The organism is Bradyrhizobium sp. CB1717, from assembly GCF_029714325.1.
In the GTDB taxonomy this organism is placed as follows: Bacteria; Pseudomonadota; Alphaproteobacteria; order Rhizobiales; family Xanthobacteraceae; genus Bradyrhizobium.
The window spans coordinates 8,940,559-8,957,992 of sequence record NZ_CP121666.1; the positions used below are offsets into that span (position 1 = coordinate 8,940,559).

Sequence of the window (17,434 nt, forward strand, 5' to 3'; positions counted from 1 at the left end):
GTTACTTCCCCGCCTTCTTTTCGAGACGCAGCAGCATCAGCCGCGCGGCCGCGAGCACGAAGAACGTCAGCACGAACAGCAAGAGGCCGAGCAGGATCAGGCCGGACTGGTGCAGGCCATCGCTCTCGGCGAACTCGGATGCGATCGCCGCCGAGATCGTGGTGCCGGGCGCGAAGATCGACGACGAGATCCGGAAGGAGTTGCCGATGATGAAGGTCACCGCCATGGTCTCGCCGAGCGCGCGGCCCAGCGCCAGCATGACGCCGCCGATGATGCCGACGCGGGTGTAGGGGATCACCACACTGCGGACGACTTCCCAAGTGGTGCAGCCGACGCCGTAGGCGGCTTCCTTCAGCACCGGCGGCACGGTCTTGAACACGTCGACCGAGATCGAGGTGATGAAGGGCAGCACCATGATGGCGAGGATCAGCGCCGCATTGAACAGGCTGAGATAGGACGGGGGACCTGCGAAGATCGCGCCGAGCACAGGAACGCCGTCGAAGATCTTGATCATGAAGGGCTGGAACGTGTTGGCCAGGAACGGGCCGAGCACGAAGAAGCCCCACATGCCGTAGATGATCGAGGGGATGCCGGCGAGCAGCTCGACCGCCATGCCGATCGGGCGGCGCAGCCATTGCGGGCACAGCTCGGTGAGGAAGATCGCAATGCCCAGACCAACCGGGATGGCGATCAGCATGGCGATGAAGGAGGTGACGAGCGTGCCATACATCGGCCCGAGCGCACCGAGCACGGGCGGATCGGCCGACGGCGCCCAGCGCTGCGTCCACAGGAAGGAGATGCCGTACTCCTTCATCGCCGGGAAGGCGCCGACGATCAGCGAGATGATGATGCCGCCGAGAATGAGCAGCACCGAAATCGCGGACAGCCGCGTGATCCAGTAGAAGGTGAGATCGCCGAGCTTGAACGCGCTCAAGGCCTTGGCGCGATCATACGGTCCGGCAGCATCAATTACGTTGCTCTCGACAGCCATCTCAGCCACGCCGATCCCCTGTACCCGTTATTCATATACGCTTGTTGTTGGTGGCGCGCTCCGGATGCGGCACCAGGCCGATCCGGAGCGGAGATCTTGGAGATCATTCCGGCACCATGTCCGGGACAGGAGCGCCTTAGCTCTTGATCTCGGCAGCCCAGGTCTTCTCGATCAGGGTCACGACGCCTTCGGGCATCGGGATGTAGTCGAGCTCTTCAGCCGCCTTGCCGCCGTTCTTGAAGGCCCAGCGGAAGAACTTGATGGCTTCCTGCGAGGCCGCCTTGTCGGTGGCTTCCTTGTGCATGAGGATGAAGGTCGCCGCGGTGATCGGCCAGGACTTGTCGCCGGGCTGGTCGGTCAGGATGACGTAGTAGCCGGGCGCCTTGGCCCAGTCGGCGTTGGAGGCGGCCGCCTGGAAGGCCTCGACGGTCGGCTGCACCGGCTTGCCGGCCTTGTTGACGAGACCGGTGTAGGTCAGCTTGTTCTGCTTGGCATAGGCGTACTCGACGTAGCCGATCGAGTTCTTGGTCTGGCTGATGTTGCCCGACACGCCTTCGTTGCCCTTGGCGCCGACGCCGACCGGCCACTCGACCGCGGTTCCCTCGCCGACCTTGCTCTTCCAGTCCGCGCTGGCCTTGGCGAGGTAGTTGGTGAAGTTGAAGGTGGTGCCCGAACCGTCCGAGCGGCGAACCACGGTGATGGCTTCCGACGGCAGCTTCACGTTCGGATTCAGCTTCTTGATCGCGGCGTCGTCCCACTTGGTGATCTTGCCGAGATAGATGCTGGCCAGCGTCTCGCCGTCGAACACCATCTCGCCGGGCTTCACGCCTTCGATGTTGACGACGGGAACGATGGCGCCCATCACCATCGGCCACTGGACGAGGCCGTCCTTCTCGAGCTGCTCAGCCTTGAGGGGCGCATCGCTGGCGCCGAAGGTCACGGTCTTGGCCTGGATCTGCTTGATGCCGCCGCCCGAGCCGATCGACTGGTAGTTCAGACCGTTGCCGGTCTCCTTCTTGTAGGCGTCAGCCCACTTGGAATAGATCGGGAACGGGAAGGTCGCACCGGCACCCGTGATATCGGCGGCAAAGGCCGCCGTCGTCGTTGCGGCGACCAAGCCGGCAGCGACGATCGTTTTGATGAAATTCATGCTGGTCTCCATACAGGGGAGCGAAGCGCCATCCGCGCCCGATCGCGCTCCCCGCGCCGCCCCTTTAAGAGCAGTCGGCTGTGCTTTTACGAAGGTTTCGTGACAGTCGGATGACACCACCAAGCGATTGAAATCGCTTGAGTTTCAGAGCTGAACCGGGGGCTTCGCCTGGGGAAAACAGGCGGTAAAGGTAGCCCCCTGCCGGGGCACGCTTTCGATCAAAAGCCGGCCGCGATGACGGTTAAGAATATGTTTCACCAGCGATAATCCGAGCCCGGTGCCGCCCTGCGAGCGGCTGTCGCCGACGTCGACCCGATAGAACCGCTCGGTCAGCCGCGGCAGGTGCTCGGGCGCGATCCCGGGGCCGAAATCGCGGACCATGACCCGGATTTCCTGAGTTCCATCAGCGGCTGCGCTGGGGGTCAGCGACACGATGACGCGTCCGCCCGAGGCGCCGTATTTGAGCGCATTTTCGATCAGGTTCTCGAACAGGCGGAGCAGCTCCTCGCGGTCACCCGCGATCATCACCGGCGGCTCCGGCAGATGGATCTCGACCTCGACCTGGCGCTCGCGCGCCAGCGGCTCCAACCCGTCGGCGACCTGGCGGATGATCGGCAGCAGGTCGACCAGGGTGTCGGGCCGGACATGGGCCGACAGCTCGACCCGCGACAACGAGAGCAGATCGTCGATCAGGCGCGCCATGCGGGTGGCCTGGTTGTGCATGATGCCGAGGAAGCGTTCCCGCGCCTTGGGATCGTCCTTGGCCTGGCCCTGCAGCGTGTCGATGAAGCCCGACAGCGCGGCGAGCGGCGTACGCAGCTCGTGGCTGGCATTGGCGACGAAGTCGGCGCGCATCTCCTCGACCCGGCGCAGCGGCGTCTGGTCGTGGAACGTCATCAGCATGCACTTGTCGGCGCCGCCGAACGAGGTCGGCACCGGCACCGGCGTGATGATCAGCTCCATCCAGCGATCGACCGGGACGTGGTCTAGATAGGTCGCGCGCCGCGGCTCCGTGGTCGCGATCGACTCGCGCAGCGCCGTGATGATCTCCGGCGAGCGCAGCGCGAACTGGGCAAGCTCGTTCCGCCGCAGCGCCGGCGCGAGCTGGGCGGCCGCGGCATTGAGATGGATGACGCGGCCGGCGCGGTCGAGCAGCACGGCCGGATCCGGCATGCCGGCGACGACCGCGGCCACCGCGGCGCTCTCGACCGGGTTGATGCGCCTGACATCGTCGCGCGAGGCGGCCGTATCGTGCAGTCGCCAGGGAATCAGCGCCGCGGCGGCGATGCAGAGGAACACGGCAATGGCGTGCAGCGCCGACAATTCCCCGAGCGAGACCACCACCGACAGCGCCAGCGCCGCGGCGATCAGGATGATGGTCGAGTGCCGCAGCCGGTCGGACCAGGGCTGGGCAGCGGGAGAAGAAGGGGCGTCAATCGCCATCGGGCGGGCTTCTCCTGGAGGACGTGTCCTAACGGCCTTGTCTTAAGGGCCTTATCTCAAGGGCTTTGCGCCGGTCAGACGCCGCCGTCGCTGCGCTCTCTCACATATGCGGCTTCAGGCGCCGGGCCGGGGTCGAGCTTGAGCGCCGCCTGTTGCAAGCGCTTCGATCGGGCACCGATTATAACTTCGCGAAACGTCAGCAAGATTACAGATATGACGAAGGGGGACAGATAATAGAGCACGCGGAACAGGAGCATGCCGCCTAGGAGTTCCTCCCGGTCCATTTGCCAGAGGCCGACCAGCATGGCGGCGTCGAACACGCCGAGCCCGCCGGGCGAGTGGCTGGCAAAGCCGAGCAGGGTCGCTGAAACGAAGATCACCGCGACCACGACGAAGCCGAGATTGGGCTCGTCCGGGACCAGCACGTACATCGCCAGCGCACAGAAGCCGAGGTCGATGATGCCGATCGCGATTTGGAGCAGCGTCAGCGGTCCGCCCGGCAGCACCACGGTCCAGGGCCCGCGGCCGACCACGCGCGGCTGGGTCCAGACCCAGACCACATAGGCGACCAGCGCCATGATGATCATCAGCGCCAGCGTGCGGTTCAGCCAGGGCGGAAGCTGGTCGATCGAGGCGGCCGCCTCCGGATGGTAGGAGATTCCGAGGCCGAGCACGGCGGCATTGCCGAGCCAGAAGGTCAGGCCGGCGAGAAAACAGATCTTCGCGACATCGATCGCGTTCAGCCCGTAGGCCGAATAGATGCGATACCGCACCGCGCCGCCGGTGAAGACGCTGGCGCCGACATTGTGGCCGATCGAATAGCTGGTGAAGGCGGCAAGCGCGTTGATGCGGTAGGGCACGTGGGCGTGGCCGATCGCGCGCGTGGCGAACAGGTCGTAGAAGGTCAGGGTGAAATAGCCGGCAGCGACGAACAGCGCGGCCATCGCAATCTGGCTCGGCTCGGTGCTCTTGATCGCCTCGAGGACCTCGTTGACATCGATGCCGCGCAGCATGTGGTAGAGCACATAGCAAGCGATGCCGATGACCGCGACGCTGACCACAACGCCAAGCTTATGCAGGATTTGCTTCTGGCGCAGAAACGTCATCGCCCTGCGTATGGCTTCCAGCATCTAGACCTCGAACAACACATCAGCGGCCAGGACGGCCGGCGAACAGGCGAACGACGCACAGGCGCTCGACGGCCCCTCACCGACGGCTCCGGCATCGCGCACGCCCCCCGCCTCTCCACTAGCGCGTTTCGGCGCGGAGTGGAATTCGGCAATTCGAACAAAAACGCGTGCCTTCAATGTTTTAGGCAGGTTGCGAGCTCCCGGTGCAGGGTTTGGCGCTTTCGGCGGCAAGGCTTGACGCGAATCTCCCTGGCAATCCTGCGCAGCCGCCATGAAGTTTTGATGATTTCAGCCGCACAATGTTCCGTCACGCCTTAAGCCGAAATCAATCTATGGGCCGCGCCGGCCTGTTGAAAGAGGGGCGAAGGGCCGCGTTGTGCGCGGGGCTTGCCGGGTACACTGCAGCGCAGCATTCCGATTCCGGAAATTAGCCCACGCCGCGGCGGAGGTGCACTCCCTCTCCCGCTTGCGGGAGAGGGTTGAGGGTGCCTCCGCAATCGAGAATCCCCAAGAGGAGAGACCTCGGCTTGTTCCAGAACGGCGGCCAAATGGCCGCCGAATGCCGACCTCTCCGGCAAGCGGGAGAGGTTCAGAAGGTCGTTTCCGTCACGCCGCAAGCTGCGGACGCGCCGCCTCGATGCCGGCAATCCAGCCGGCGACAGAATGGCCGATCGCCTCGGGGTGATCCTCCTGGAGGAAGTGCAGCCCGGCTCCGAGATGAACATGCGCGCAATGCTTCAGCGAGCGAGCGAACCGCTCGGCGAATTCCGGAGCGACGAGTGCACCGGGCGTGCCCGAGAACAGCAGTTTTGGATAGGACGATGCGGCGAGCGCGGCATGCGCGGATTGCAGCGTCGCGTAGACGTCGGCAGGCTCGCCTGCAATCGGCAGCTCGCGGGGAAAGGCGAGAACGGGACGGCGACTCTCCGGCGTCGGGAATGGCGCGCGATAGGGCCCCATCTCATCGCCGCTGAGCTTGCGCACGATGCCACCGGGCAGCACGCGTTCAACGAATGCGTTGGCCTCGAGGATCATGGCCTCGCCCTCGCCCGGCGTCCTGAATTTACGGAACGCGGCCCTCGCCGCCTCGGCGTGGTCCTGCTCCTCCGCGACCTCGGTGTGGTGAAAGTCCTGCCAGGTCGGCATCGGCCGGATGAACTCCATGAAGGCAAGGCCGCGCACGAAGTCCGGCCGGCGCGCGGCGAGATGAAAGGCGAGCGCCGTGCCCCAGTCCTGCGCGACGAGATAGGCCGAGGAGATGCCGAGCCCGTCGATCAGCGCATCGAGATAGCGGACGTGATCGAAGAAGCGATAGGCGATGTCGGGCTTGCCCGATTGACCGAAGCCGATCAGGTCGGGCGCGACGCAATGCGCGATCGGCGCCACCAGCGGCAGGATGTTGCGCCAGATATGCGAGGACGTCGGATTGCCGTGCAGGAATAGCGCGATCGGCGCATCCTTCGCGCCCGTCTCGCGATAGGCCATGCTGCTTCCCAGGACTGATGCGTTGCGGATTGCGATCTCGGCCGGCTTGCTCATGTCATCTCCTTGAACACGGTTTTGAAGGCGATGGTCTTGAAGCGTTCGAGCGCGTTGGGATTGCGGTCGACCTTCATGCGCAGGATCGCGCCCTGCCAGGACGCGAGCAGGAAGTCGGCGAGCTCCTCGGGCTCGAAATCGGATGCGATCTCGCCGCGTGTCTGTGCGTCGGCGATGCAGGCGGCGAAGGGCGCGCGCCACTCCGCAAAGATCTCGGCGAGACGCGCGCGCAGCAACTCGCTGCTGCCCGATGCCTCCAGGCTGAGATCGCCGATCAGGCAGCCGCGGCCATAGCCATCGGCCTCCAGACGGCCGGTGATGATGTCGAGGTAGCGCCGCAACCGCGCGCGCGGCGTCAGCGAGGCGTCCTCGAGCGCTTCGGCGACCAGCCCTCTTGTGACGTCGAAATAGCGGTCGAGCACCTCCGAGGCGAACGCCTCCTTGGAGCGGAAATGGTTGGTGAAGGACCCCTGCGGCGCGCCCGCGGCAGCGGTGACGTCGCGCACGCTGGTGCCGTGATAGCCGGTGCGGAACATGACCTTGAGGCCGGCGTCGAGGATGGCGTCTTTGAGCGAGGGCTTGGGCATAGGTTTATAATACGTACGTACGTATTATTGTCAAGCATAGCATCGCGCTTCGACGATTGTCGTGCCAGCCGGGCGATTTACGCGATGTCGAGGGGGCTGTCCGGGCGAACCGACGTCTCAGGCCGGCGGCGCGGTCCGCGCGACCACCCGGTCGCGCAGCCAGGCGCCGATGGTGCAGCCGACGAGGTAGCAGGCGAACATGGTCAGGCCGAGGTCGAGCCAGTAGCCGAAGCGGCCGGGAACGACATGGGCAAACGAGGCCGCGACCAGGCCCGCGGCGAGCAAGGCGAGCCAGCGCGCGGTGACCTTCGAGGTGCCGTTGCCGCGCTGGACCACCGAAATCCAGCCCATGCAGAAGCCCAGCAGCACCGAACCGATCAGCCAGCCCATATGGAACGAGACGAGATAGGGCATCGTCACCTCACCAGAAATTCGATGCGGCGGTTCTGGGCCTTGCCGTCATCGGTGTCGTTGCCGGCGACGGGCTGCGTCGCGCCATAGCCGACCGCGCTGAAGCGGCTTGCGGGCAGGCCGGCCTTGACCAGGTAGTCGATCACCGCCTGCGCCCGCTTCTCGGAGAGCGCCTGGTTGAAGGAATCCTCGCCGTCGGCATCGGTGTGACCTGCAACCTCGATATTGGCGTTAGGACACCGCAGTGCCGTCTCGATGAGATGATCGAGGATGCCGGCGGAGTCCGGATCGATGTCGGCGCGCTTGGCCGCGAAGCGGATCTTGCCCTTGCCCAGAAGCTCGGAGAACAGTTGCTGGCAGACCGTACCGTCGACCGGGCCCGGCGCCGGCTTCACCGTGATCTCCGGCTTGTACTGCCAGGTCTTTGGAAAATCCTTGCCGAGGCCGGCGCGGATGTCGTTGGCGGCCCCTTCATAGAGCGCATCGCCCGACAGCTTCACCTCGCGATCGGACACCACGAGCGTGCCGGTCGACAGCCGCGACAGCGCCCCGAGCGCTGCGACCACGGCGGGGTTGAACGAGGCGGGCGCTCCGATGCTGGCCTTGAGATTGTCGACGACCTTCTCGCCGAAGAACTTCCGCGACGCGCTGGTGGCGATCGCGGCGTGGACATTGTTGTCGGGGACGTAGCCGGTCAGGGTCACGGTCGCGGCAACCGGATCCTTGTAGGCCTGGAAGATGTAGGGCGGCGCCTTGATCTCGTTGGCGGCGATCGAGAACCCCTCCGGCAGATTCTTCAGCGCGGCGGCAATCGCCTCGCGACCGCCGAGCTCGCGCGCCATGCCCGACAGATTGACCTTGGTATCTGATATCGTGATCTTGCCGTCCTTGAGCTTGCCGATCTGGTCGAGCAACAGCATCGCGGCCGCCTCGAAGCGCGGCGGCGCGCCGCGCGCAAGACCCATCTGATCGGCCACCTCGACGCCGCCGACCTCCTTGCGCGCCGCCTCGGTCAGGCGGGCCTTGATCGACGGCAGCGGGGCGGAACCCGACAGCGTCACCCGCACCACGTCGCGCTCGGCATTCCAGACGAAGGGTTTTGCCTCGGGAACGAGGCGGGTCCGGTCGTCGACCAGGCGCACGCCCGGGACGAGCTCGACCGCCATCACCGCGTCGCGGCGACCCTCCTCGGAAAAGGCGTCCGCGGCCAGGCTGACGTCGCGGCCGTCCACCGCGATCCGGGTCTTGTCCAGAACGGTATCCTTTAGCGCCGCCGAGCTGCGGGCGGACAAATCCGCCTCGACCGGCAAGGTATTATTCCAGGCCGCAAATCCCCACATGACGGCCAGGGGAATCAACCCCGGCCACCATTTGCTGGCCCACCTGAAAAGCTTCTGCATTCGACGACCCGAACTCTGGAACCGGAGACAAAACAAACCCTTGGCGGGCTGTCAAACCGGAAATCGTGCCCTTCCGAGGGCCCCGCGTGGACAATTGGAATAACTTTTTCTTCAAGGGTCCGCCCCTAAGTTGAGGGCGGAATGCCCGGGGGTCGGCCAGCCTGCAATGAAACAACTCCGCAACAACGTGATCCGCGCCGGGCTGGGGGCGCTCTACTTCAGTGGTGCGCACCATCTGCTGCGTCCGCTGCTCTCGGGCGTCGGCGCCATTTTCATGCTGCATCACGTGAGGCCGGCCCGCGAGGACGCGTTCCAGCCGAACCGGCATCTCGAAGTCACCCCTGAGTTCCTGCGCGCCACGCTGAGCCATCTGCGCACGCGCGACATCGACATCGTCAGCATGGACGAGCTGCATGAGCGGCTGGTGCAGGGCCGGTTCGACCGCCGCTTCGCCGCCTTCACGCTCGACGATGGCTATCGCGACAATCTGGACTATGCGCTGCCGGTGCTGCGCGAATTTGACGCGCCTCTGGCGGTCTATGTCGCCAGCGATTTTGCGGAAGGGACCGGGCGGCTGTGGTGGACCGCGCTGGAGGCCGTGATCGCCAGGGCCGAGCAGATCGAGGTCAAGATCGGCCATTCCGCGCTGCGGCTCGATGCGACGACGCCGGCGGCGAAGCAGACGACGTTCGACCGCCTGCACGACTGGCTGCGCGCGCTGCCCGGCGAGCATGATCTGGCCCGCGAGATCGCGGCGCTCTGCACCAGACACGGTGTCGACATGGAAGCGCTGTGCCGCAGCCTCTGCCTGTCCTGGGACGAGATGAAGAGGTTCGCCGCCGATCCGCTGGTCACGATCGGCGCGCACACCATCAGCCATTGCAATCTCGCCAAGCAGGCGGAAGAGATCGCCGCGCAGGAGATGACAGTGAGCCGCATGCGGATCGAGCGCGCGCTGGAGCGTCCCGTGCTGCATTTCGCCTATCCCTATGGCGACCGCGACGCCGCGGGCGATCGTGAATTCGCATTGGCCGCCTCCGCCGGCTTCAAGACCGCGGTGACGACGCGGCCCGGCATGCTGTTCGCCGAGAACGCCGGCCACATGACCGCGCTGCCGCGCGTCTCGCTCAACGGCAACTACCAGGACACGCGGATCCTGCCGGTGCTGACCTCGGGCGCGGCGACGGCGATGTGGAACGGCTTTCGCCGGATCGCGGCGGCGTAATCGTCTTCGCTATCGCCACACCCTCAGCCGTCGTCCTGGCGAAAGCCAGGACGACGATGGAGGAGCCTTCCTTGACTCCCCTCCCCGCCCCGCCCACAACGGGCGCCAACCAAGGGAGGCATCATGTTCAACGATCTGTTCTCGCTCAAAGGCCGCGTCGCGCTCGTGACCGGAGGCTCGCGCGGCATCGGCAAGATGATCGCGGCGGGATACCTCAGCGCCGGAGCTGCGAAGGTCTACATCACTGCGCGCAAGGCAGGACCGTGCGAGGCAACCGCGCAAGAGCTCACCGCGCAATATGACGGCGAATGCATCGCGCTGCCGATCGACATCTCCACCGTCGAAGGCTGCAACAGGCTCGCCGGCGAAATCGTCAAGCTGGAGCCGAAGCTCGACATCCTCGTCAACAATGCGGGCGCTGCCTGGGGCGCGGAGTTCGACGAATTCCCGGAAAGCGGCTGGGACAAGGTGATGGACCTCAACGTCAAGTCGCTGTTCTTCCTGACCAAGGCGCTGGCAAAGCCGCTCCGCGCCGCAGCCAGTGCAGAACGTCCGGCGAAGGTGATCAACATCGCCTCGGTCGACGGCATCTTCGTCAATCCGAGCGAGACCTATTCCTACGCCGCCAGTAAGGCCGCCGTGATTCATCTGACGCGGCGCATGGCGACGAAGCTGATCAAGGACAACATCAACGTCACCGCGATCGCGCCGGGCGCGTTCAAGTCCGACATGAACCGCGCCGCACGCGATCATGCGGACGAAGTCGCCACGCGCATTCCGGCGCGGCGGATCGGTGCCGACGAAGATATGGCGGGCGTCGCAATCTATCTCGCCTCGCGCGCGGGCGATTACGTGGTCGGCAACACCATCGCCGTCGACGGCGGCGTGGTGTATGCGAATGCGGGGCTGGAGATTGCGGGGTAGGTCCCGCTTCAAACCCCGCTGTCATGCCCCGGCTTGACCGGGGCATCCAGTACGCTGCGGCCTCACGGCTCTATCACGACAGTCTCTGGAATACTGGATCGCCCGGTCAAGCCGGGCGATGACAGTGAGTGTGTGGCGCGTTCATCGCGCCTCACGAGCAGCCGTTACGACTCGATCTTCACGTACTCGAAATCGCCCGGCTTGTTGTCGATGCCGACCTTCGGCGGCGAGATCCAGGAAGCGAACTTGCCGGTTTCGGTGACGGGCTGCATCAGCGAGGTGATGAAGTCGCCGTCGGCAGTCGAGGGCAGCCACTCGTCCTTGCGCTTCGCCCAGGTCGCATCGTCGATCAAAATGCCGTCGGGCGTGGCGTGGACGTCCTTGAACTCGCCGATGTGGCGGTGGAAGGCGACGTTGGGCAAGGTCAGCTTGAAGTCGTAGCCCGCGGTCGAGATCACCTTGTTCCAGCGCAGCATGCCCTTGACGCAGTCCTGGCTGTAGTCGTCGCGCAGGCGCATGTTGAGCGCGGTCAGCGCCGGCTCGTCGACCAGCTTGATCTCGCCGTTGATGAACTTGAGCACCGGATAGGTGGCGTTCTTGAGCTGGTGATCGTCCTCGATCTGGGTCTCGTGGTAGCGTCCCTTGATGCCGGCGTTGAAGGCGTTCGCCGCATTGGTCGAGACCTCCGAGCCGAACAGGTCGAGCGACAGCGTGTAGTGCAGGTTCAGCTTCTTCTGGATGGTCGGCAGGTCGATCACCCCGAGCGCACGAACCTTCGCGATGTCGGTGGGATCGGTGATGCCGGCTTCCCGCATCGCATCGCAGGTGCGCTGCACGACGCGGGTGATGCCGGTCTCGCCGACGAACATGTGGTGCGCTTCTTCCGTGAGCATGAAGCGGCAGGTGCGCGACAACGGATCGAAGCCCGACTGCGCCAGCGAGTGCAGCTGCATCTTGCCGTCGCGGTCGGTGAAGTAGGTGAACATGAAGAAGGACAGCCAGTCTGGCGTCGCCTCGTTGAAGGCGCCCAGCATACGCGGCGCGTCGGCATCGCCGGAGCGGCGACGCAGCAAATCGTCCGCTTCTTCACGTCCGTCGCGGCCGAAATATTTCTGCAGCAGGTAGACCATCGCCCAGAGATGCCGGCCTTCCTCGACATTGACCTGGAACAGATTGCGCATGTCGTAGAGCGACGGCGCGGTCTTGCCGAGATGGCGCTGCTGCTCGACAGATGCGGGCTCGGTGTCGCCCTGGATCACGATGAGGCGGCGCAGCATGGCGCGATGCTCGCCCGGGACTTCCTGCCAGGCAGGCTCGCCGTAATGCTCGCCGAAGGGAACGACGCGATTTTCTTCCTGGGGAGCAAGGAGAATGCCCCAGCGATATTCGGGCATGCGGACATAGTCGAACTTGGCCCAGCCGCGCGGATCGACGGAGTAAGCGGTGCGCAGATAGACCAGCGATTCCTGGAAACCTTCCGGTCCCATGTCGCTCCACCAGTCCATGTAGCCGGGATGCCAGCCCTCCAGGGCTTTGAGCACCTGGCGGTCTTCGGCGAGATTCACGTTGTTGGGAATCTTGGTCGAGTAGTCGACGTTCATGATGTTCATGTTCATGGCCGTGCTCTCCTTAAACTCGCGTCATATCGAATTTCGGCTTCTGGCCGCTGCCATAGCGGCGCAGTGCGCCTTCCTCGCCGACCGCGTTGGGGCGCTGGAAGATCCAGTTCTGCCAGGCGGTGAGGCGCGCGAAGATCTTTGATTCCATCGTCTCGGGACCGACGAAGCGCAGGCTTGCTTCCATGCCGGTGAGACTGTCGGGCGAGAAGCTGGCGCGCTCCTCCAGGAACACGCGGACCTCGTCGTCCCAGTCGATGTCGTCGAGCGCGAAGGTGACGAGGCCGAGTTCTTCCGCCTGCTCGGCATCCAGCGCGGTGCCGAGCGTGGCTTCGGCGCGCTCCACATCGGAGGGATCGGCCTGGAAGCGCGATTCCAGCCGCGTCAGCCCGTGGCTCATCGGGTACGGGCCGAAGTTCATGGCGGAGAGCTCGATCGACGGCGGCGGACGGTTGTCGCCCTGGCGCGTGCCGATCAGCATGTAGGAGCGATCGGCGGCAAAGACGAGCTCGGCCAGCGTGCCGGCAAAGCAGGAGCCGGGCTCGACCAGCGTCACCAGCGTGCGCGAGGTGACGTCGATGCGCTTGAGCACGCGCTTCCAGTAATGCCTGATCTCGTTGACCAGCCAGTGCGCCTTGTTGGCTTCGAGGAAGGCGTCGTGCGCGAGCACATGGGCGCGGTCGCCATGGCTCTTGAACACCAGCATCGCGATCTCGAGCTCGTTGATGCGCAAGTGAAGGATGGCGTCGTCGAGCTCGCGCGCCACTTGCAACGGCCAGAACGAAGCGCCCTTCGCCATCATGCCGTCGATGTCGGCGGGCGGCGCGCCCTCGGGGGCCTTGATCGAGATGGTGGCGATACGCGCGGCGCGGTCGATGTCGACGCTGACGAAGCCGTAACGGATGCTGGTGTCGTCGATGATGCGCTTGAGCGGGGAAAGCGCAATGCCCTTGCCGCTGCCCTTGCGCTTCGAGGCCGCCGCAAACTCCTTGGCGCGCTCGGCGATCTTGCCTTCGAGCTTCGAGTTGGGCGCGATCTCGTCGACGAGACGCCACTGCACGGCGCGCTTGCCCTTCACGCCTTCCTCGATGGTGCAGAAGAAGTCGGCGTGGTCGCGGCGCACCTTGCGCTTGTCGACGACGCGGGTGAGGCCGCCGGTGCCCGGCAGCACCGCGAGCAGCGGCACTTCAGGCAAGGCGACAGCAGACGCGCCATCGTCGGCGAGGATGATGTGGTCGGTGGCGAGCGCAAGCTCATAGCCGCCGCCGGCGGCCGAGCCGTTCACGACCGTGATGAAGCGCTGGCCGGAATTCTCGGACGAATCCTCCATGCCGTTGCGGGTCTCGTTGGTGAACTTGCAGAAGTTGACCTTGTGGGCATGGGTCGAGCCCGCGAGCATGCGGATGTTGGCGCCGGCGCAGAACACGCGGTTCTTGGCCGAGCGCATCACCACGACCTTCACCTCGGGATGCTCGAAGCGCAGCCGCTGGACCACGTCGGCGAGTTCGATGTCGACGCCGAGGTCGTAGGAATTGAGCTTGAGCAAGTAGCCTTCAAACAAGCCGCCATTCTCGTCGACATCCATGGTCAGCGTCGCGACATCGCCGTCGACCGCGAGCTTCCAGTGCTTGTAGCGGGACGGTTCGGTCTGGAAATCGATGAATGTCGCGCCGCCTGCGAGGCGCCGATCTTCCCCGGCCATGGGCCACCCTTGTGCTTGATTATGCGTTCTGGCGTTTACCTTTAGATGCACAATAGTGCATCTTTTGGAGGGCGTCTAGCCCTCAACCGCCAGTGCATGCACTTTGTTTCATGCGGATGGCTAGGACCGCACGATAGCGCCAAGCGCAATCCAGTCGGCCTTGGAGAGCTCTGGACGGCCGAGCTTGGCCTGGAGCAGCGCGGTCAGCGCCGGAATCGGAAAGCTCTCGACAAAGCCGTCGCCGCCGGCCGCCGCCTTGCGCGTGCTCAGCGCCCGAAGCTCGGCCTGCGCGTCACCGAACAGCCGCGCGGCCGAATGCAGCCTCTGCATCCGCAGCCGCAAATTCGCGTTGGCGATGTGGATGCAGGCGCGCAGCAGGATGCGCTCGCGGCCGCCTTGCGGCGCTGCGGCCCACACGGCCTCCAGCACCTCCTGCGATTCCCAGAAATAGCCGCGGTCGTTGAGCGCGAGCCCGTAGCGCAGCGCCGGATGCCGCGCGGGCACATAGCCGCGGAAGGCCGAGGGCACCAGCGCCTTGGCCCTGTCGAGCGTCTCATAATCGGCGTCAACGCCGCCTGTCTCGCCCGGCACATAAGCCCATCGCGGCCACGGCAACGGGCTGATCGGATGTGAAGGCACATTCACAGATGTGCCCCCGCAGGATCATGCGGCGCGTCCCTGAAGTCCCTGATCGTCGCGCAGGGCCGCTTTTGCAAATTGCTCAATCGCGTCAAGCGTCGCCCCCGGCGCTTCACGATGCGGGGAATGGCCCGCGTCTGAAATGACTTTAAAATCGACCGGACAATAGCACTCTTCCCGCGCAATTTCGACCTGGCGCAGTGTCCCATACTGGTCGTCGACACCCTGCAGGACCAGGACGGGAACGCGGATGTAAGCGAGATATTCCGAGATGTCCCAGTCGCGGAATTTTGGATCGAGCCAGGCGCCATTCCAGCCATGGAAGGCGTTGTCGACATCCTTGTGCCAGCGCGCGAGCTTTGCCTTGAGGTCGGTCGTCTCGTAAGCCGTCTTGATCGCGGCGATGGATTTCACCGAGATGTCCTCGACGATGAAATGCGGTGCGACCAGCACAAGGCCGCTCAGGCGGTGATCCTGATGCGCGCCGGCATAGATCGTCGCGATCGAGGCACCGTCGGAATGGCCGAGCAGCAGGCCGCGCTTGAACTGAATCGCATCGAGCAGCTTCGGCAGCACGTCGAGCGCCTCGCGCTGCATGTAATCGAGCGGCCGCGGCAGCGTGACCGGGCTCGACTGGCCGTAGCCCGCACGCGAATAGACGAAGATGCCGGCGCCGGTCGCCTGCTGGAGTTTTTCCGGGAAGTCGCCCCAGAGGCCGACCGAGCCGAGGCCTTCATGCAGCATGACGATGGTGGGTGCGTCGGCAGCCGGCGGCGCCAGCCATTTGTATTCGAGGCTGGCGCCATCGATGCTGAGGAAGCCGGTGGGGGTGAGGTTGGTCATGCTGTGTCGCTCATCTTCGGTCGTATGCAACATGGGACGCAATCACGCGCCACTCGCTCAGTCGTTCCCTCCCCCCTTGCGGGGGAGGGCTAGGGAGAGGGGTGCCACACCGGGACTTCCAGTGTGACGAAGAAATTCTCGCGCGCGACGATGAGACCGTTTGCTGGGCTACCCCTCTCCCCCGCCCTCCCCCGCAAGGGGGGAGGGAGCGCAACGGAGTTCGCGGTGATAGCGCGAGTCATACGCCGCACGGTCGCGCTCAATTCGTCCCTTCCCGCAGCTTGAACCGCTGGATCTTGCCCGTCGCCGTCTTCGGCAAGGACTCCACCACGTCGATCCAGCGCGGATATTTCCACGGGCCGATCTTCTGCTTGACGTGCTCCTTCAGCGTCTCCTGCAGCTCCGCCGTCTTGGCACCGGGGCGCAGCACGACGAAGGCCTTCGGCTTCAACAGGCCTTCCGGATCGGCCTCGGGCACGACGGCGGCTTCCAGCACCGCCGGATGCGTGATCAGCGCGCTCTCGACCTCGAACGGCGAGACCCAGATGCCGGAGACCTTGAACATGTCGTCGGCGCGGCCGCAGAAGGTGTAGCGGCCCTCCGCGTCGCGGATGTATTTGTCGCCGGTGCGGGTCCACGGTCCCTCGAAAGTGCGGCGGCTCTTGTGGCGCTGGTTCCAGTAGCCCTCGCCGGCGGAGGGTGCATCGACCAGCAGCTCGCCGACCTCGCCGTCGGCGACGTCCTGACCGGCCTCGTTGACGAGCCGCACTGCGTAGCCGGGCACCGGCTTGCCGGACGAGCCGTATTTGATGTCGCCGGGCGCGTTCGACAGGAAGATGTGCAACAGCTCGGTCGAGCCGACCCCGTCGAGAATGTCGACGCCGAAGCGCGCCTTCCAGTTGTTCCCGACGGATTCCGGTAGCGCTTCGCCGGCCGAGGTGCAGATGCGCAAGACGCCGCCGCCGCGCTCGGCCTTCATGGTCTCGTCGTTGAGCATGGCCGCGAACAGCGTCGGCACGCCGTAGAAGATCGAGGGGTTGTAGCGGTTCATCAGGTCGAACATGCGCGCCGGCGTCGGCCGCTCGCTGTTGAGGATCACGGTGGCGCCGACCGACATCGGGAAGGTCAGCGCATTGCCGAGACCATAGGCGAAGAACAGTTTTGCGGCGGAGAGGCAGACGTCGCTCTCGCGGATGCCGAGCACCTGCTTGGCGTAGGTGTCGGCGGTGGCCTGCAGATTCGAATGCAGATGGCGCACGCCCTTGGGCATGCCGGTCGAGCCTGATGAGTAGAGCCAGAACGCGGGCTCATCGGGGTGAGTCGCGGCGGTGGTGAACTGGTCGCTCTCGCCGACGATCTCCTCCGCAAGCTGCTTGTGACCGTTCTGCTTGGCGCCGGACACGACGACATGCTCGAGATCCGGCATGCGGCCGACGACGTCCTTGATGACGGGATAAAGCGCTTCGGAGACGAACAGCACGCGGGCGCGGCAGTCGGCGAGGATGTAGGCGTACTGGTCCGCGGTGAGCAGCGTGTTGAGCGGCACCGGCACGATGCCGGCGCGGATCGCGCCGAGGAACACGATCGGGAAATCGATCGTATCCAGCATGATCATCGCCACGCGCTCCTCGCGGCGGACGCCGAGCCGGCGCAGCATGTTGGCGGCGCGGCGGGTCTGTTGCTGGAGCTCGCCATAGCTGAGCCGCGAAACGGTGTCGTCGAAGACGAGCTTGTTGCCACGCCCCTCCTCGACGTTACGGTCGAGCAGCCAGGTCACCGCGTTATAGGATCCCTCGCTCACGGACATCTCTCCCGAATTTAGAATTATAATTCA

Annotated in this window: 15 protein-coding genes; 2 read left to right on the top strand and 13 right to left on the bottom strand. The window is 65.1% G+C overall.

Going from position 1 to position 17,434, the window contains the following annotated elements:
• Window position 1: 1 nt before the first annotated feature.
• The 8 genes from pstC to QA649_RS41650 form a co-directional block, all read right to left on the bottom strand.
• Window positions 2–991 (bottom strand): phosphate ABC transporter permease subunit PstC, encoded by a 990-nt coding sequence (gene pstC, locus QA649_RS41615; RefSeq protein WP_026312227.1) that lies wholly within the window; start codon window positions 989–991, stop codon window positions 2–4.
• Window positions 992–1,127: 136 nt separating this feature from the next.
• Entirely contained in the window at window positions 1,128–2,141 is a 1,014-nt protein-coding gene (gene pstS / locus QA649_RS41620) for a phosphate ABC transporter substrate-binding protein PstS (RefSeq protein ID WP_026312226.1), read from the bottom strand.
• A 144-nt stretch (window positions 2,142–2,285) separates the two neighbouring features.
• The gene (locus QA649_RS41625; protein ID WP_283022216.1) at window positions 2,286–3,584 is read right to left on the bottom strand and encodes an ATP-binding protein; all 1,299 of its coding nucleotides are present in this window, start codon (window positions 3,582–3,584) and stop codon (window positions 2,286–2,288) included.
• A 74-nt stretch (window positions 3,585–3,658) separates the two neighbouring features.
• Window positions 3,659–4,714 (bottom strand): lysylphosphatidylglycerol synthase domain-containing protein, encoded by a 1,056-nt coding sequence (locus QA649_RS41630; protein ID WP_283022217.1) that lies wholly within the window; start codon window positions 4,712–4,714, stop codon window positions 3,659–3,661.
• A 606-nt stretch (window positions 4,715–5,320) separates the two neighbouring features.
• Window positions 5,321–6,253, bottom strand: coding sequence for a haloalkane dehalogenase (locus tag QA649_RS41635; protein WP_283022218.1), 933 nt, complete (start codon window positions 6,251–6,253; stop codon window positions 5,321–5,323).
• Window positions 6,250–6,840, bottom strand: a complete 591-nt coding sequence (locus QA649_RS41640) for a TetR/AcrR family transcriptional regulator (RefSeq protein ID WP_283022219.1) — start codon at window positions 6,838–6,840, stop codon at window positions 6,250–6,252. Before QA649_RS41640 ends, QA649_RS41635 begins: the two co-directional genes overlap by 4 nt.
• A gap of 117 nt (window positions 6,841–6,957) precedes the next feature.
• Window positions 6,958–7,254: a hypothetical protein gene (locus tag QA649_RS41645; RefSeq protein ID WP_283022220.1), complete on the bottom strand. Its 297-nt coding sequence runs from the start codon at window positions 7,252–7,254 to the stop codon at window positions 6,958–6,960.
• 2 nt (window positions 7,255–7,256) lie between these two features.
• Window positions 7,257–8,651, bottom strand: coding sequence for an OmpA family protein (locus QA649_RS41650; protein WP_283022221.1), 1,395 nt, complete (start codon window positions 8,649–8,651; stop codon window positions 7,257–7,259).
• A 166-nt stretch (window positions 8,652–8,817) separates the two neighbouring features.
• Here QA649_RS41650 and QA649_RS41655 point away from each other — a divergent pair, with 166 nt between their 5' ends.
• A complete protein-coding gene (locus tag QA649_RS41655; protein WP_283022222.1) occupies window positions 8,818–9,876 on the top strand; it encodes a polysaccharide deacetylase family protein in 1,059 nt (352 codons plus the stop codon).
• A 123-nt stretch (window positions 9,877–9,999) separates the two neighbouring features.
• Window positions 10,000–10,800 (top strand): SDR family NAD(P)-dependent oxidoreductase, encoded by an 801-nt coding sequence (locus tag QA649_RS41660; protein ID WP_283022223.1) that lies wholly within the window; start codon window positions 10,000–10,002, stop codon window positions 10,798–10,800.
• Window positions 10,801–10,964: 164 nt separating this feature from the next.
• Here QA649_RS41660 and boxB read toward each other — a convergent pair whose 3' ends face one another.
• From boxB to QA649_RS41685, 5 genes are all read right to left on the bottom strand, one after another.
• Window positions 10,965–12,416 (bottom strand): benzoyl-CoA 2,3-epoxidase subunit BoxB, encoded by a 1,452-nt coding sequence (boxB, locus tag QA649_RS41665; RefSeq protein ID WP_028172728.1) that lies wholly within the window; start codon window positions 12,414–12,416, stop codon window positions 10,965–10,967.
• 13 nt (window positions 12,417–12,429) lie between these two features.
• Complete coding sequence (gene boxC / locus QA649_RS41670; RefSeq protein WP_283022224.1) at window positions 12,430–14,118, bottom strand: 2,3-epoxybenzoyl-CoA dihydrolase; 1,689 nt, start codon at window positions 14,116–14,118, stop codon at window positions 12,430–12,432.
• Window positions 14,119–14,238: 120 nt separating this feature from the next.
• Window positions 14,239–14,763: a DUF309 domain-containing protein gene (locus QA649_RS41675; protein WP_349254057.1), complete on the bottom strand. Its 525-nt coding sequence runs from the start codon at window positions 14,761–14,763 to the stop codon at window positions 14,239–14,241.
• Between the two features lie 18 nt (window positions 14,764–14,781).
• Window positions 14,782–15,600, bottom strand: coding sequence for an alpha/beta hydrolase (locus tag QA649_RS41680; protein ID WP_283022226.1), 819 nt, complete (start codon window positions 15,598–15,600; stop codon window positions 14,782–14,784).
• 259 nt (window positions 15,601–15,859) lie between these two features.
• The gene (locus tag QA649_RS41685; protein WP_283022227.1) at window positions 15,860–17,401 is read right to left on the bottom strand and encodes a benzoate-CoA ligase family protein; all 1,542 of its coding nucleotides are present in this window, start codon (window positions 17,399–17,401) and stop codon (window positions 15,860–15,862) included.
• Window positions 17,402–17,434 lie beyond the last annotated feature (33 nt).

Bases quoted from the DNA above. Each gene is read 5' to 3' on its own strand.
- pstC (WP_026312227.1), bottom strand. From the start codon at position 991: ATGGCTGTCGAGAGCAACGTAATTGATGCTGCCGGACCGTATGATCGC.
- pstS (WP_026312226.1), bottom strand. From the start codon at position 2,141: ATGAATTTCATCAAAACGATCGTCGCTGCCGGCTTGGTCGCCGCAACG.
- QA649_RS41625 (WP_283022216.1), bottom strand. From the start codon at position 3,584: ATGGCGATTGACGCCCCTTCTTCTCCCGCTGCCCAGCCCTGGTCCGAC.
- QA649_RS41630 (WP_283022217.1), bottom strand. From the start codon at position 4,714: ATGCTGGAAGCCATACGCAGGGCGATGACGTTTCTGCGCCAGAAGCAA.
- QA649_RS41635 (WP_283022218.1), bottom strand. From the start codon at position 6,253: ATGAGCAAGCCGGCCGAGATCGCAATCCGCAACGCATCAGTCCTGGGA.
- QA649_RS41640 (WP_283022219.1), bottom strand. From the start codon at position 6,840: ATGCCCAAGCCCTCGCTCAAAGACGCCATCCTCGACGCCGGCCTCAAG.
- QA649_RS41645 (WP_283022220.1), bottom strand. From the start codon at position 7,254: ATGCCCTATCTCGTCTCGTTCCATATGGGCTGGCTGATCGGTTCGGTG.
- QA649_RS41650 (WP_283022221.1), bottom strand. From the start codon at position 8,651: ATGCAGAAGCTTTTCAGGTGGGCCAGCAAATGGTGGCCGGGGTTGATT.
- QA649_RS41655 (WP_283022222.1), top strand. From the start codon at position 8,818: ATGAAACAACTCCGCAACAACGTGATCCGCGCCGGGCTGGGGGCGCTC.
- QA649_RS41660 (WP_283022223.1), top strand. From the start codon at position 10,000: ATGTTCAACGATCTGTTCTCGCTCAAAGGCCGCGTCGCGCTCGTGACC.
- boxB (WP_028172728.1), bottom strand. From the start codon at position 12,416: ATGAACATGAACATCATGAACGTCGACTACTCGACCAAGATTCCCAAC.
- boxC (WP_283022224.1), bottom strand. From the start codon at position 14,118: ATGGCCGGGGAAGATCGGCGCCTCGCAGGCGGCGCGACATTCATCGAT.
- QA649_RS41680 (WP_283022226.1), bottom strand. From the start codon at position 15,600: ATGACCAACCTCACCCCCACCGGCTTCCTCAGCATCGATGGCGCCAGC.